We start from the raw sequence: 16,507 nt of genomic DNA, 5'->3' as shown, positions 1-16,507 counted from the left end.
CAATGATAATAATCGACTCCATAAAAATAATTTTAAATTAATTCTTTTAGTGCAATTTCAAATGCTGTTGAGCATATTTTGGTTTTTGATGCACTTTTATTAAACGTTTTTTGCAAGGCATTTTTAATTGTTTTTGATGTATCATCAAAAATAGCCTTGTCTCTCATAGGCAATGTTACTCTTGCTTCCATTAAGTATGCAAAGACTCTTGCAATACCACAATTTGAAATAAAATCTGGCAGCAAACTTACATGTTTGTCTGTAAATTCCATTATCGGACCAAAGAAAATTTCTGTATCCGCAAATGGAACATTCGCTCCATGTGAAATAACCTCCAAACCAGCAGCAATCATCTTTGTTACTTGGTCTTTCGAAACCAATCTTGATGCCGCAGCAGGAATGAAAATTTCCGCAGGCAAACTCCAAATTTTTTCATTGATCTCCTCAAAGGAAATCATATTTTGTGAAACTAGTTGATTTCCATCTTTTGACAAAAACAATTCAGTCATTTCCTCTAGAGAAAATCCCTCTTCACATATAACTCCGCCATTTCTGTCAATAATCCCAACTACTTTGGCTCCTAACTTTGTCAAATAATAGGCCGCAGCAGAACCTACATTTCCAAAACCCTGAACAATGGCTCTTTTTCCTTCAAGAACACCGCCATATATTTCATAATAATGTTTTACAGCCTCGGCAACTCCGTAGCCTGTTAACATATCTGCTACTGTATATTTTTTAGTTAAATCGGGAGAAAATTCAACATCTTCTAATACTTTAATTACCCCCAAACGCAGTTGACCAATTCGGTTGATCTTCTCTGCTACAGTGGGTTTAAAATGGCCATTAAAAATTCCTTCTTGGGGATGCCAAACACCGCAATTTTCGATGATCGGAATCACATCTTTATCCGCATCTACATTCAAATCGCCTCCAGTACCATAGTAATGTTTCAACAATGGGGTAACCGCTTTGTACCAGCGCTCCAATACTCCTCTTTTTCTTGAATCATTGGGATCGAAATTGATTCCAGATTTGGCTCCTCCTATAGGAGGTCCTGAAACGGTAAACTTCACTTCCATAGTTTTTGCTAAAGACATGACTTCGTTTTGATCCAATCCTTTTCTCATTCTTGTTCCTCCTCCAGCAGCACCGCCTCGCAATGAATTGATTACTGCCCAACCTTCAGCTTCTGTTTCAGGGTCTTTCCAATGAAAAACAATTTCGGGTTGTTTATTTTCGTATAGTTTCAATAATTCTTTCATCAATATTTTTTTTATGATTGTCAACTTTATTTTTCTTTGAGTATATTTTTTTCTTTCGAAAACGGATATAGGCGAAGTTAAAGTTGATTCATTGCTTAAAAATTTAAAGATTTTTGAATATTAAAAATTATGATTCACAAACTTACAGTAAAATTATGATTGTGCACGTTTTTTCTTTGAAAAAACTACACTTCAAAAATGACTCCTGATGAGTGGTCATGACTAGCTCCTGTTACACTTTTCAAACAATTAATTTCATTCTTAATTCGTAACAAACCTAAAAAAGAAAAGATAAGTGCTTCTTTGTAATTGATCATTTCATCGGAGACTTGTAGAACAGAATTTGACGACAGCACCTCTATTCTGTGCATTAAAAAAGAATTATACACTCCGCCTCCAGTAAACAAAACTCGGCTATTTTTTTGAACAACTTTTGAAATCTGAATAGCAATATGCTCTACAAAAGTCCTTAAAATAATTGGTACCTCAACTTCCATTTTATCGATCAATGGAAAAACGATTTGTTGGACCCATTCCAATCCTAATGATTTAGGGTAGGCTTTCTCATAAAAGTCCAATTCATTTAACTTCTGTAAGAGTTCTTCATTTACAGATCCTTGTGACGACATTTCTCCTTTATCATCAAAATCCATCCCTAATTTTGACACATAGAAATTCAACACAATATTGACGGGGCAAATATCAAATGCGATTCGAGTTCCGTTTTGACGAAATGAAACATTGGAAAAACCACCGAGATTGATACAATATGTGTAGTTTGAAAAAAGCAGTTCATCTCCAATGGGAACCAATGGAGCTCCCTGCCCTCCCAGTTTCACATCTTGAGTTCTAAAATCACACACCACTTTTTGTTGTGTTCGAGTAGCAATTACTTGTCCGCTTCCTACTTGAAGAGTAATTCCTTTTTCTGGCTGATGCAAAACCGTGTGTCCGTGAGATGCAATAAAATCAACCCTTGAAATGGAATTGGTTTTGATGAAATCAAGAATACTATCTGCCAAAAAACGGCCGTAGCGAATATCTAGATCAACCAAATCCTCTACAGAATACTGTATGGCATTTTGCAAAATAGCTTTCCATTTTTCAGAATAGGGAATGGTTGTCGCATTTAAAATTTGAAAATCTAAATACATTTGGTTATTGAATTTCACATAAACCAAATCAAGTCCATCCAAAGAGGTACCAGACATCAATCCGATGCTATAACTATAAACTGTATCCATGAGCGTAAAATTAACAAAAGCGTGTCGATATTGTATTACGAAATCGATATCTTTGAAAAAAATAAGGGTTGTACCAAAATATAAAATATGGATTTTAGCTTAACCGAAGAACAAATCATGGTTCAAGAAGCTGCAAGAAATTTTGCACAGACTGAATTATTACCAGGTGTTATTGAAAGAGATAACCAACAAGAATTCCCTGACGAACTTATCAAGAAAATGGGAGCTCTCGGTTTTATGGGAATTATGGTCGATCCAAAATACGGTGGAAGCGGAATGGATACAATTTCGTATGTAATCATCATGGAAGAACTTTCAAAAATTGATGCTTCTGCATCAGTAATTGTCTCAGTTAACAATTCATTAGTTTGTTATGGATTGGAAACCTATGGAAATGAGGCTCAAAAACAAAAATACTTAACCAAGTTAGCAACGGGAGAATTTGTAGGTGCATTTTGCTTAAGCGAGCCTGAAGCAGGTTCCGACGCGACTTCACAAGCAACTACCGCAGAGGACAAAGGAGATCATTATTTGATCAATGGAACCAAAAACTGGATCACCAGTGGTGGACGCGCCGATGTCTATTTGGTCATTGCTCAAACTGACAGTACTAAAGGTCACAAAGGAATCAATGCATTTATTCTTGAAAAAGGAGCCCCTGGATTTCACATTGGCCCTAAAGAAGATAAATTAGGAATTCGAGGAAGCGATACACATACCTTACAGTTTAATGATGTAAAAGTCCCCAAAGAAAATAGAATTGGTGAAGATGGTTTTGGGTTCAAGTTTGCAATGAAAACACTTTCTGGTGGAAGAATTGGGATAGCAGCTCAAGCCCTAGGCATTGCAGCTGGAGCCTACGAACTATCTTTAAAATATTCAAAAGAACGAAAAGCTTTTGGAACAGAAATTTGCAATCATCAAGCAATTGCTTTTAAATTGGCAGACATGTTCACCGATATTTCTGCGGCACGAATGATGGTAATGAAAGCTGCTTGGGACAAGGACCTTGGGAATAATTATGATATGTCTTCAGCAATGGCAAAACTCTATGCCTCAAAAGTTGCGATGGAACATACCGTTGAAGCGGTTCAAATACATGGTGGAAATGGATTTGTTAAAGACTATCATGTAGAGCGCTTGATGCGTGATGCAAAAATTACGCAAATATATGAAGGTACTTCAGAAATTCAGAAAATTGTTATTTCCAGAGGAGTCCTCAAAGGATAATTTTACTTCCAATATATAAAGTCTCTAAAATCCACTTTTTCTTTAAGGTGGATTTTATATTTTAAGATCTACATCAAACAATTGTAAGCCCGACCCGGGTGCTACATTTCGTAGTGATTGCCGATCATTGTCTTCTTTTAAAGAGGCCTCAATATATTGTAATGGAAGCTGCTCTTTTCCTACTTCGAATAGAGCCGCCATCATCAATCGGATTTGATAGCGTAAAAATCCTTTTCCTTTTACCTTGAGCACATAACTCGTTTCTGGGAAGAAACTCGCTGTCATCAAATCATTTTCAACAATTTCACAGGAATCAATACGCCTTTTAAAAATAGTTTGTGCCGATGGTTTTGTGCAATATTTATGAAAATAATGCTCTCCTTCAAACAATTTTGCCCCTAATTTCATCAAATCGATGTTCAAGTCTTCTTGCAAACCTGACATGAATGGTGCAGCAAAAGGGTGATTTTTCTCCCCAAAAGAAAAATAATAATGGTATTCTTTTACCTTCTCCGCACTGATTAGGTTAAAATCTTCTGGCAACTCCCTGAAAGAAATCGCTTTTAAATCAGCAGGAGCATTAGAATTAAAATCTTTCAAAAAGGTTTCTTTTTGAAACTCAAATCGAGTTAATAAGTTGATATAATAGGTGTTCGAAGATACTTTTGCATCCGTTCGCCCTACCCCTATTGTTTTATATTCTTCCTTTTGAAAGACAAAGTGTAGGGTCTTATCTACAATATCATGAATTGTTTTGACTTCTACCTGCTTCTGCCAACCGTGAAAGCGAAAACCTAAAAATTGAAGTTTAACCAAATAAGAAAAAGGATATTTCATATTCCAAAAATACAACAAAAACCATTTTTTTTTCAAAAAATGCATTTTTATCAGTTTCGCAATAAAATGTGATTATTTTACTTATACCCTATTTTACAAAACCCCTAAATATTCATAATTATGTAAATATTATTTTAACCCCTATTTTTTTAAGGGTATGCATCATTAAATTACGCTTTTTAAAAAACATACCCCCTTTTTTTAATATTTATGTTTTACTTTTGACCCAGTTCAATGAATATTAACAACTAACTAACAAATTATGAAAAAAATTATTTTTACCGCATTATTCAGTTTAAGCTTAATAACACAAGCACAAGAAAAAGAAGAAACTGGAACATTCACACTTAGTGGAAGTGTCGATACCTATTTCTCAAGTAATTTATCAAAAAATTCAATAGGAACTGTTGGTGTTCTTTCTGATGTAGCTGCAAACGGTTTTGGATTAGGGATGGCAAATACCGTTTTTTCCTATGAAAAAGGAAAAGCAGGAGTTGTTGCTGATTTGGCTTTTGGACCAAGAGCAAATGCAGCTAATGCCTACACTGGAGCAATCAATCAATTATATGCTTATTACCAAGCAACCGAAAAACTAAAGTTTACATTAGGCCAATTCAATACGTTTTTTGGATATGAAGTTATTTCACCTTCAGGAAACTTCAACTACTCTGTCTCTTACTTATTCAACGCAGGACCATTTTCACATACAGGGTTCAAACTAGACTACACTGCCTCTGAAGATCTTTCATTCATGTTGGCTGTAACAAACCCTCATGGAGTTGTTGCCGGAGCAAATGACACCAATGACTATCAATTAGGATTCCAAACAGGGTACAAAGGTCAATTTTTCAACCTTGCCTACGGAGCTGATGGCTTTGGAGCTACAGACGTATTGTATTTAGACTATACAGGAGGATTTGATTTGACTGAATCTTTTTACCTAGGAATCAATGCCGCCTATTCAGACTCAAGTGATGCAGATGCAGGATACCAAGGATTTGCACTTTACTTACAACAAACACTCTCTGATACTTTTTCACTAGGATTGAGACCAGAATTTTACACGACTACTACCGGAGCAGGAGACGCAAGCCAGTCTGCTTTCACCTTAACAGGGAATACCAACTTATCAGAAAGCTTAAAATTAGTTACTGAAGTACGCTATGACACCTCTGACGACGTAACATTTTTCGGAGAAAAAAATGTAACAGGAGTTACATTGGCAGCCGTTTACTCTTTCTAAAAGAAGAAATATTAACTTTAAAAACATACTATTATGAGTTTATTTTTAACAACAATGCAAGACGCAGTTACCACATCAGACTTGGCAAAAGAAATTGCTCAAATCAACGGTGACATGGGAATGCTATGGATGCTTATCGCAGGAATTTTAGTCTTTATGATGCAAGCTGGTTTCACCTTAGTAGAATCAGGAATGACAAGATCTAAAAACGCGGTAAATATCGCAATGAAAAACATTTTAGATATCTGTGTCGGATCACTCACCTATTGGTTAGTTGGGTATTCGTTAATGTACGGAGACACATCGAATGGATGGTTCTTCTGGAGCGGATTAATGCAAGGTGAAGGAGCTGATTTATTTTTCCAAACCATGTTTGCCGCAACAGCAGCAACCATTGTTTCGGGAGCTATTGCAGGAAGAACAAAATATTCGACCTACATTATCTTTTCAATTATCATGACAGCAATTATCTACCCAATCTCAGGAGGTTGGCAATGGCAAGGAAGTGGTTGGTTAACAAACTTAGGGTTTATTGACTTTGCAGGTTCTTCTATTGTACACTCTGTTGGTGGATGGGCAGCATTAGTTGCAGCTTTCTTAGTAGGTCCAAGAATTGGAAAGTACGTGAATGGAAAGGTAATGCCAATTCCAGGTCACAATCAAGTCTTAGCAACTTTAGGAGTTTTCATTCTTTGGTTTGGCTGGTTTGGTTTTAATGGAGGATCTCAATTAGCTTGGGGTGGTGCAGATGCAGTTGCAGCTTCAAATGTTGTTTTAATCACAAATTTAGCAGCAGCAGCCGGAGGACTTGGAGCCCTGATAACGACATGGCTTTGGTATGGAAAACCAAATTTAGCTCAAACCTTAAACGGTGCGTTAGCTGGATTGGTAAGCATTACCGCAGGTTGTGGAAATATGTCTGCCGGAGGTGCTGTATTAGCAGGTTTGATTGGAGGTATCATTGTTGTTTTCTCGATTGAATTTATTGAGAAAAAATTAAAAATTGATGACGCAATTGGTGCCGCATCGGTGCACGGTGTTGCAGGAGCCTGGGGTACTTTAGTTATAGGACTTTGGGGTATTGATGGTGATACTGGAATTGGATTATTCAATGGCGGTGGTGCTTCACAATTAGGAGTTCAAGCTATCGGAGTATTAGCATATGCTGCTTGGGCAGTTGTGTTGTCATTCATTGTCTTAGGAGTTTTAAAAGCTACTATTGGATTGCGTGTAAGCAAAGAAGTTGAAATTGAAGGATTGGATATTTCAGAGCACGGTTCAATTGCCTACTACAGGTAAAAGAATTAGAGAGCTAGATGAAGATAAATAGTTCGTATGATTGCTTTACCTAAGCATTCATATCACACAACTTTTAAAAAAAACAAACCTGTAAAATTTAATTTTTACAGGTTTTTCAAGCGTTTTTATTAATCTGACAATATACAGTAGATAGATTATTATTTTATTATTTTTTATAGGATGAAATTATTTTAATCATAAAAATTTAACCAAAAACTAGATTTTACTAAATTATTTTAACATAATAACTATTTTTACTGAATTATTAATAGCCTGAAAGGCAAAACCATATCGTAAAAAAAAGCAAATATTTTATTAGAAAAAAATATTTATCAAAAAAGTAAACCCCCTACTAACAGGCTACAGCTTTCACATTTTAAACCAATTTAATTTAAGAATATCATGAAAAAAATCGAAGCAATTATTCGTAAATCAAAATTTCGAGCGGTCAAAGACGCACTACATGATGTAGGTGTCAATTTCTTCTCTTACTGGGATGTTACAGGAATCGGTAACGAAAAAGAAGGACATGTATACCGAGGAGTAAGCTATAGCACTAGCGATATCCAAAGAAGACATGTATCGATTGTGGTAAATGATGATTATGAACAAATTACAATAAAAACCATTATTGAAGCTGCTGGAACTGGCGAAGTTGGTGACGGTAAAATTTTTGTAAGTGATATTAACGAAGCATACAGAATTCGAACTGGCGAAAAAGGAGGAGCAACATTAAACTAAACGATTACAAAACTTACTTATGGAATTACTTACAATAAACAATGTATGGATGATGATCTGTACAGCACTCGTTTTCTTCATGCATTTAGGATTTGCATTTTTAGAAATCGGTTTGACCAGACAAAAAAACACAATTAATATTTTATTCAAAAATATCTTTATCATCACTGTTGGACTGCTATTATACGCTTTAGTTGGTTTTAATTTGATGTACCCAACATGGGGAGCAAATGCTTCAGGATATTTAGGAGATTTCATTTTTGGAATTTCTGCACCTTTGAAAGACGGAACTTTAGATTTGGCATATAATGAAGGATATACATTCTGGACAGACTTCTTATTTCAAGGAATGTTTGCAGCAACAGCAGCAACTATTGTTTCTGGAGCAGTCGCAGAAAGAATGAAAATATTACCTTTTATGATTTTTACCATTCTTTATGTAGGATTTGTATATCCCATAGCAGGTTCTTGGAAATGGGGAGGTGGTTTTTTAGACCAACTAGAAACTCCTTTTTATGATTTCGCTGGCTCTACATTGGTACACTCTGTAGGTGGATGGGCTGCGCTAGTCGCAGTTTGCTTATTAGGGTCTAGAATTGGAAAATTTAAAAATGGACAAATTCAAGCTATTCCTGGACACAATATTCCACTGGCAACTGCAGGAGTTTTAATTCTCTGGTTAGGATGGTTTGGTTTTAATGGAGGCTCTGTTTTATCTGCAGATCCAGGATTGACCTCACTAACCTTAGTAACTACTTGTTTGGCTGCAGCTGCAGGAGGAGTCATTGCCTCTATTACCTCGACAATCATGTTCAAAAACTTAGACCTAACGATGTTCTTGAACGGAATTCTAGGAGGGCTAGTTGCTATTACAGCTGGTGCAGACCAAATGTCTCCTAGTGACGCCATCATTATTGGAGCCATTGCAGGATCATTGATTGTATTTGCCGTAAGCTTTATTGACAAATTAAAATTAGACGATCCCGTTGGAGCAATTGCAGTACACTTGATTTGTGGGGTTTGGGGAACCTTAGCCGTCGGAATTTTCGGAAACCTTGCAGGTGGCGCTCAGTTTTTAAGTCAATTAGTAGGAATTATTTCCTACGCCGTATTCTGTCTTGCGACCTCTTTCCTCATCATTTTCACTCTCAAGAAAACAATAGGAATTCGAGTAAGTGAAAGAGAAGAAGTAGAAGGCCTTGACGTTCATGAGCATGGAATGGATGCATACCCAGATTTTAGAATGAACGAGCACTAAAACAACTAAAAAATTAGATTTGAACCTGTAGAATTTATTTCTACAGGTTTTTTTATGCATTTTATGAATATGATAATTTTAAAAGCATTATTTAAGATTATTAGGTTTTTAGCATCACAATTTTACTTTCATGATAAAAATTAAATCAAAAACTCAATTTCATTGAATTATATTTAATAAAATCAATATTTTTACAAAAATAATTGAACAACAATGGAACAACAAGGCCTCTACTTACCCGAATTCGAAACCGCTAATTGTGGTGCAGGTTTTATCTGTAATCTACAAGGAAAAAAATCGAATACCATCATTCATAATGCACTAGAAATTCTTGTAAAACTAGAACACAGAGGAGCAGTAAGCTCTGACGGAAGAACAGGAGATGGAGCAGGAATCTTAATTGACATACCTCACGATTTCTTCAAACGTGTTTGTGATTTTGAAATTCCAGAAACAAAAGAATATGCTGTTGGAATGGTCTTTTTACCACGAAGCACCAATCAAAGTAGTTTCTGTATTGCAGCATTTGAAGACGAAATCAAAAAACAAGGATTGCGAATCATTGGTTGGAGAGATGTACCTGTAGACACCTCTAGTATTGGAAAAATCGCAGCGAAATCTGAACCAAAAATTAAACAAATCTTTATCGATAAAAACGATCAAGAATTATCAGATCTACAATTCAATGCAAAATTATTTGCTGCAAGAAAGATTGCAGAACATATTATATCAAAATCAAAGTTATCACAAAGTGATTATTTTTATTTACCAAGTTTATCAACAACAACACTTATCTATAAAGGTCTCTTAATTCCAGAAGATATTGGAAGATATTACAAAGATTTAAAAGAAGAAGATGTGGTTACCCGATTGGCCTTGGTTCACCAACGTTTTTCAACGAATACCTTTCCTGCATGGAGTTTGGCTCAGCCATTTCGATACATGTGTCACAACGGAGAAATTAATACCCTGCGTGGAAATGTAAACAGAATGCGTGCTAGAGAAGAAATCATGAAAAGTGATTTGTTTGGCGATGACATCAAAAAATTATTCCCAATTGTGAGCGATGGGAAATCAGATTCTGCATCGATGGATTTGGTGGTAGAACTATTATTGATGACAGGAAGATCCTTACCCGAAGTAATGATGATGTTGGTACCCGAAGCGTGGGAAAAACACCAAACCATGTCTCAGGAGAAAAAAAGCGTTCTATGAGTACAATTCTTGTATCATGGAGCCTTGGGATGGTCCCGCATCTGTTCCTTTTACAGACGGAAACTACATTGGAGCCTTGTTGGATAGAAACGGCTTAAGACCTTCTAGATATACGGTAACCAAAGATGGTTTTGTAATTATGTCATCAGAAATTGGCGTAGTAGAGGTGAAACCTGAAAATGTTAAAAGCCACGGACGATTAGAAGCTAGGAAAAATGTTTTTGGTAGACATGAATGCTGGACGAATTATTGAGGATGAAGAAATTAAAAACGAAATTGCTTCTCAAAAACCTTATCAAAAATGGGTAAAAGAGCATACCCTTCCTCTGTCAGAAGTACCGTACACAAACAACTCATGCCCTATAGAAGCCACTAAATACAATACAAGACTACGTGTTTTTGGTTATACCTTAGAAGATATTTCTACAGTAATAACACCAATGGCAACCCAGTCCAAAGAGGCATTGGGTTCTATGGGAATAGATACTCCCTTAGCGGTTCTTTCAGACAAACCACAACTCTTGTACAACTATTTCAAACAACTTTTTGCACAAGTAACCAACCCACCATTGGACGGGATTCGTGAAGAAATTATTACTGACATTAGTTTGGCAATTGGAGGAGATCGAAATATTTTTGATGTGATTCCGGAACAAGCAAAAAAATTACGCATTCAAAACCCCGTAATTTCAAACGATGATTTAGATAAAATAAAAAACTTAGACCATCCTGATTTTAAATCAGCAGTCATTCCAATGTTGTACCCTATTTCTAAGGGAGTCAACGGATTGGAAAAAGCGCTAGATGACATTCTTGTAGCCTGCGAAATGGCGATTTTTGAGGGTGCGAATATCATCATTCTTTCTGATAGAGGAGTTGATGAAAACAATGCCCCAATTCCGGCTTTAATGGCATGTTCATATGTAAATCATTCTTTAAATATTAAACAAAAAAGATCGAAATTTGGAATCGTCATCGAATCAGCAGAACCTAGAGAACCTCACCATTTTGCTGCCTTATTTGGATATGGTGCCAGTGCAATTAATCCTTACTTAGTAAACGAAATTATTCGTGATCAAGTAAATACGAATGTAATCAAGGGTATTGATGCTGAAGTAGCCGTGAAAAACTACAATAAAGCCATTGGGAAAGGAATTCTGAAAATTATGAATAAGATTGGAATCTCTACCTTGCATTCTTACCGAGCTTCACAAATTTTTGAAGCACTTGGATTGAAAAAAGCCTTTGTGGACAAATACTTTCCATATACCCCTACTCGGATTGGAGGAATTGGGTTGGTTGTTTTAGACAAGGACATTCAAAAACGATTCAAAATTGCATTCAAATTAGAAGAATTTAAAGATGCGCTTCCTTTAGAGATTGGTGGAGAATACCGCTGGAGAAGAAATGGCGAAAAGCACATGTTCAATCCAACAACGGTTTCAAAACTTCAAGAAGCTGTACGTCAAAAAAATGTAGATAGTTATCAGATATATGCTGATGAAATCAACAATCAGAATAAAAACTTAATGACCTTACGAGGATTGTTTGAATTCAACAACCTCGATCCAATATCTATAGAAGAGGTAGAGCCTTGGACAGAAATTGTAAAAAGATTCAAAACAGGCGCCATGTCTTACGGATCTATCAGTCAAGAAGCACATGAAAACCTAGCAATTGCAATGAACCGAATAGGTGGAAAAAGCAATTCTGGTGAAGGTGGTGAAGACAAAAATCGTTTTTCGAAAGAAAAAAATGGAGACTGGAAAAACAGTGCTATCAAACAAGTAGCTTCAGGAAGATTTGGAGTTACCAGTAACTACCTTACCAATGCCAAAGAGATTCAGATCAAAATGGCACAAGGAGCTAAACCTGGAGAAGGAGGACAATTGCCTTGGAGAAAAAGTATTGCCATGGATCGCGGAAGTAAGAAATTCTACTCCTTATGTAGGACTGATTTCACCTCCACCTCATCACGATATTTATTCGATTGAAGATTTAGCACAGCTAATATTTGATTTAAAGAATGCAAACAGAGAAGCTAGAATTAATGTAAAATTAGTTTCTAAAGTAGGGGTTGGAACCATTGCTGCAGGAGTTGCAAAAGCAAAAGCAGATGTTATTTTGATTTCTGGTTTTGATGGAGGAACAGGTGCATCACCACTGACTTCACTAAAACATGCCGGATTACCTTGGGAACTTGGCTTGGCGGAAGCACAACAAACGCTTGTAATGAACAACCTAAGAGGAAGAGTAACTTTAGAGTGTGATGGTCAATTAAAAACGGGGAGAGATGTTGCAATCGCAGCCCTATTAGGAGCCGAGGAATTTGGTTTCGCCACAGCTCCTTTAGTTGCATCGGGTTGCATCATGATGAGAGCATGTCACTTAAACACATGTCCAGTAGGAATTGCTACCCAGGATCCTGAGTTGAGAAAAAATTTCAAAGGAACACCAGAACACGTAATTAACTTCATGTATTTTGTTGCAGAAGAGTTGCGTCAGATCATGGCTAACTTAGGGTTTAGAACCATCAAAGAAATGGTTGGACAAACCAATAAGATAAATGCTACCAACGCTGTAGAGCACTACAAGGCGAAAGGAATTGAAATTGGGCCTATTTTACATCAACCAAAAGGAGAAGGAAGTACTATCCTTTCAAATAAAGAAAAGCAAAATCACAATTTAGAAAATGTATTAGACATGCAAATTCTAAACGATGCAAAATCTGCTATCGTCAATAAAAAAGTCATTAATTTATCTTATCCAATCCAAAATACAGATAGAACATTAGGTGCGATTATCAGCAACGAGATTTCTAAATTGTATGGTGAGGACGGTTTACCAGAAGACACATTAACCCTAAACTTTAAAGGTTCTGCAGGACAAAGTTTTGGAGCCTTTTCAACAAAAGGAATTACCTTAAAACTCAACGGAGAAGCGAATGATTATCTAGGAAAAGGGTTATCTGGAGCAAGAATCATTGTAAAGAAACCTGAAGAAGCAACCTTTATTGCAGAAGACAATGTCATTGTTGGAAATGTATGTTTTTATGGAGCCATTAAAGGAGAAGCCTATATCAACGGAATTGCAGGAGAACGTTTTGCTGTAAGAAATTCTGGAATTTCAGCAGTAGTGGAAGGTGTAGGAGATCATGGCTGTGAATACATGACTGGTGGAAAAGTGGTAGTTTTAGGGAAAACAGGCCGAAATTTTGCTGCTGGAATGAGTGGTGGAATCGCCTATGTATACAATAAAAACGAAGAATTTTCTAACTACTTGTGTAACCTAGAAATGATAGATTTAGACAAATTGGTAGCTGAAGATTTTGATGAATTAAAAAATGACATCAGCAAACATTTTGAATACACCAAAAGTACTTTAGCAGAGAAACTTCTTCAAAACTGGGAAACTGAGAAATTCAATTTCATCAAAGTATTCCCGAAGGACTATAAGAAAGCACTCGAGAGAATAGCTTTAGAATCAAGAACTGAAAAATTAACCGCTTAAAAAGTAGATATGGGAAAAATAGGAGGATTTAAAGAATTCAAAAGACAGAATGAGACCAATATACCTGCGAAATTAAGAGTTCAAAACTATAAAGAGTTTACGAAACCACTGCCTGAGGAAGACCTAAAAAAGCAAGGCTCTCGTTGTATGGATTGTGGAATCCCGTTTTGCCATAGTGGATGTCCGTTAGGAAATCTTATTCCCGACTTTAACGACATGGTCCACAGAGGCGAATGGCAAAAAGCATCCGAAATCTTGCATGCTACCAATAACTTCCCAGAGTTTACAGGTAGACTCTGCCCTGCTCCCTGCGAACAAGCCTGTGTATTAGGAATTATCGACAGTCCAGTAGCAATTGAAGATATTGAAAAAAGTATTGTAGAAAAAGCTTTTTCAAACGGTTGGATACAACCTATACTCCCAAAACACAGAACTGGAAAGACAGTTGCTGTGATTGGTTCTGGACCCGCTGGATTGGCTGCCGCACAACAATTAAACAAAGCTGGACACATTGTAACTGTTTTTGAAAGAGATGATGAATTAGGAGGATTATTACGTTACGGTATTCCTAATTTTAAATTGGAAAAAGAAATTATTGATCGAAGAATCAAAATTCTAGAAAAAGAAGGCATTATCTTTAAAACCAATGTCAATGTTGGTGAAAATTATGACTTGAAAAATCTTGATTATTTTGATGCCATCATGCTATGTGGAGGTGCTACTAAAAAAAGAGGGTTACCGATTAATGGCGCTGATGCAAAGGGTGTCGTTCAAGCTATGGATTTCTTGACCCAACAAACAAAACAACTATTTGACAAAGAAGTAAGTGGAGAAATTTTCTCTGCGAAAGGTAAAAATGTTATTGTCATTGGTGGTGGAGATACAGGTTCTGACTGTGTTGGTACTTCCAATAGACAAGGAGCAAAATCCGTTACGAACTTTGAAATTATGGAAAAACCACCAGAATTGAGAAGTGAGAAAACCCCTTGGCCTTTTTGGCCGTTGCAAATGAAAACAAGCTCTTCGCATGAAGAAGGTTGTGATCGTAATTGGCTCATCAACACCAAAGAGTTTATCAAAAACGCTGAAAATGAATTGATCGCAATTAAAACCGTTGAGGTTTCTTGGACCTTTAAACCAGGTGAGCGACCAATTTTAAATGAAAAACCCGATTCTGAAAAAATATGGCCTTGTGATTTAGTCCTACTAGCTCTTGGTTTTACAGGACCAGAAACTTCGTTGAGCGAGCAATTAGGATTGGAACTCGATGCAAGAAATAATTACAAAGCGACAAAATACCAAACAAATGTACCCCATATATTTACTGCTGGAGACATGAGAAGAGGACAGTCTTTGATCGTTTGGGCAATTTCAGAAGGAAGAGAAGCAGCTAAGGAAATTGATACCTATTTAACTTCTGAGTCTTTCTTGAGCTCTAAAGGGAAAGGAGATCTACTTTCTGCAAATTAACAATACAGTCAGTCAAAAAAAAAAGCCACTCAAATTGAGTGGTTTTTTTTGTGGGTCATACTGGATTCGAACCAGTGACTTCTACCCTGTCAAGGTAACACTCTAAACCAACTGAGTTAATGACCCGTATCTTTTGAAATATAAAAATACAAATATCTCCTCATACTACAAGCATTTTTTTTGCACTAAAATTTTCGACATAATGAGATCTTTAAGAAGAAAGAATATGTGTTTAATTTCCCCTAATACTAGTACTTTTTATTGAACCTGAAAATCCACTTGACTAAAAAAACATTTTTCACAATTCAATAGTTCTAATCTCTGAAAAAATTTTAGGTCATAAAAAATACACGAAACCCTATTTTCGCCTATTCAACTCTTTTAAATTGAAGACATTTCTATGCTGTTTTTTATCATTTACAGGAAAGAGAAGCCCTAATTTCTCTTTTTTTTTTAATTATTTAATTTTTATACTTCTTAAATTTAAATAGAAAATCATCTCAATCAATTTGCGAACCCCCTAACAATTAACAAATGAAAAAATTACTACTAACCTTATCCATGCTACTCGTCAATATAATTAGTGCTCAAAACAATACTGAATGTTTTAGTATAGATCCAGGCCAAGTTATAGAGGTCTATGAAAATGCTCAAGTTGGAGATACCATTGCAACCATTCAATATTGTTCTTCAGGAGAATGGAAAAAAATTGAAGCAGAATATTTTAATACACTTGCCCTCAAAAAAAATGGACAACTCTATACTTGGGGGTTAAATGATGGTGTCAAATGGCCACCCATAACAGCAGGAACAGATTCTACTCAAGTCGTCATTTTTGACCCCTACTTGGTAAAAGACCCTTTAGATAATAGTCTAGATTTCTTGTTGGATGATGTTTCGTCTTCATTATTTTACGCTTTTGGTATCAAATCAAGTGATAAGTCTTTGTGGGGATGGGGACAAGATCAAGACGGTAGTTTAGGAATTGGCGAAAACCCTAATGCCGTGTATCCCAATTACGTAAACTATAGAATCCCTCAACTTTTAAACAATTCAAATACTGGAAAACTGTTTCCTCAGGAGGATACCATGGAAATGCAATAGACACAGAAGGTAAACTTTGGGGCTGGGGTTATGCAGATGCAAGCAATGATGCAAGTGGATTTACTTCTGAAATTTATACACCAACACAGGT

Annotated in this window: 10 protein-coding genes, 1 tRNA gene and 1 pseudogene; 8 read left to right on the top strand and 4 right to left on the bottom strand. The window is 36.1% G+C overall.

Translation table 11 applies throughout. The features are described from left to right. Positions 1–32: 32 nt before the first annotated feature. A complete protein-coding gene (locus tag RRF69_RS09045) occupies positions 33–1,265 on the bottom strand; it encodes a Glu/Leu/Phe/Val dehydrogenase dimerization domain-containing protein (RefSeq protein ID WP_316939475.1) in 1,233 nt (410 codons plus the stop codon). 185 nt (positions 1,266–1,450) lie between these two features. Then, entirely contained in the window at positions 1,451–2,509 is a 1,059-nt protein-coding gene (locus tag RRF69_RS09040) for an anhydro-N-acetylmuramic acid kinase (RefSeq protein ID WP_316939474.1), read from the bottom strand. An 87-nt stretch (positions 2,510–2,596) separates the two neighbouring features. On the opposite strand from RRF69_RS09040, the gene RRF69_RS09035 reads away from it, so the two are divergent. After that, positions 2,597–3,739 (top strand): acyl-CoA dehydrogenase family protein, encoded by a 1,143-nt coding sequence (locus RRF69_RS09035; protein WP_316939473.1) that lies wholly within the window; start codon positions 2,597–2,599, stop codon positions 3,737–3,739. Positions 3,740–3,793: 54 nt separating this feature from the next. Here RRF69_RS09035 and RRF69_RS09030 read toward each other — a convergent pair whose 3' ends face one another. Beyond that, positions 3,794–4,612, bottom strand: coding sequence for a tRNA pseudouridine(38-40) synthase TruA (locus RRF69_RS09030; protein WP_316939472.1), 819 nt, complete (start codon positions 4,610–4,612; stop codon positions 3,794–3,796). A gap of 226 nt (positions 4,613–4,838) precedes the next feature. Between RRF69_RS09030 and RRF69_RS09025 the strand changes: the two genes are divergently transcribed. From RRF69_RS09025 to RRF69_RS09000, 6 genes and pseudogenes are all read left to right on the top strand, one after another. Then, positions 4,839–5,819 (top strand): outer membrane beta-barrel protein, encoded by a 981-nt coding sequence (locus RRF69_RS09025; RefSeq protein ID WP_316939471.1) that lies wholly within the window; start codon positions 4,839–4,841, stop codon positions 5,817–5,819. 33 nt (positions 5,820–5,852) lie between these two features. Continuing rightward, on the top strand, positions 5,853–7,118 hold the full coding sequence (locus RRF69_RS09020) for an ammonium transporter (RefSeq protein ID WP_316939470.1): 1,266 nt from the start codon (positions 5,853–5,855) through the stop codon (positions 7,116–7,118). Positions 7,119–7,520: 402 nt separating this feature from the next. Beyond that, positions 7,521–7,859: a P-II family nitrogen regulator gene (locus RRF69_RS09015; protein ID WP_316939469.1), complete on the top strand. Its 339-nt coding sequence runs from the start codon at positions 7,521–7,523 to the stop codon at positions 7,857–7,859. A 19-nt stretch (positions 7,860–7,878) separates the two neighbouring features. Next, positions 7,879–9,117, top strand: a complete 1,239-nt coding sequence (locus RRF69_RS09010) for an ammonium transporter (RefSeq protein WP_316939468.1) — start codon at positions 7,879–7,881, stop codon at positions 9,115–9,117. A gap of 213 nt (positions 9,118–9,330) precedes the next feature. Continuing rightward, positions 9,331–13,842 (top strand): annotated as a pseudogene (gene gltB / locus RRF69_RS09005) (glutamate synthase large subunit). 9 nt (positions 13,843–13,851) lie between these two features. Continuing rightward, positions 13,852–15,312, top strand: a complete 1,461-nt coding sequence (locus RRF69_RS09000; protein ID WP_316939466.1) for a glutamate synthase subunit beta — start codon at positions 13,852–13,854, stop codon at positions 15,310–15,312. Between the two features lie 51 nt (positions 15,313–15,363). Here RRF69_RS09000 and RRF69_RS08995 read toward each other — a convergent pair. Further along, positions 15,364–15,438, bottom strand: a tRNA-Val gene (locus RRF69_RS08995). Between the two features lie 408 nt (positions 15,439–15,846). Here RRF69_RS08995 and RRF69_RS08990 point away from each other — a divergent pair. Beyond that, the gene (locus RRF69_RS08990) at positions 15,847–16,416 is read left to right on the top strand and encodes an RCC1 domain-containing protein (RefSeq protein WP_316939465.1); all 570 of its coding nucleotides are present in this window, start codon (positions 15,847–15,849) and stop codon (positions 16,414–16,416) included. The last annotated feature ends 91 nt before the right edge of the window (positions 16,417–16,507 follow it).

It is taken from the genome of Polaribacter sp. HL-MS24, from assembly GCF_032758595.1.
In the GTDB taxonomy this organism is placed as follows: domain Bacteria; phylum Bacteroidota; class Bacteroidia; order Flavobacteriales; family Flavobacteriaceae; genus Polaribacter.
The sequence above is the reverse complement of the archived record's forward strand: the minus strand, read 5'-3'. Positions and strand labels throughout refer to the sequence as shown.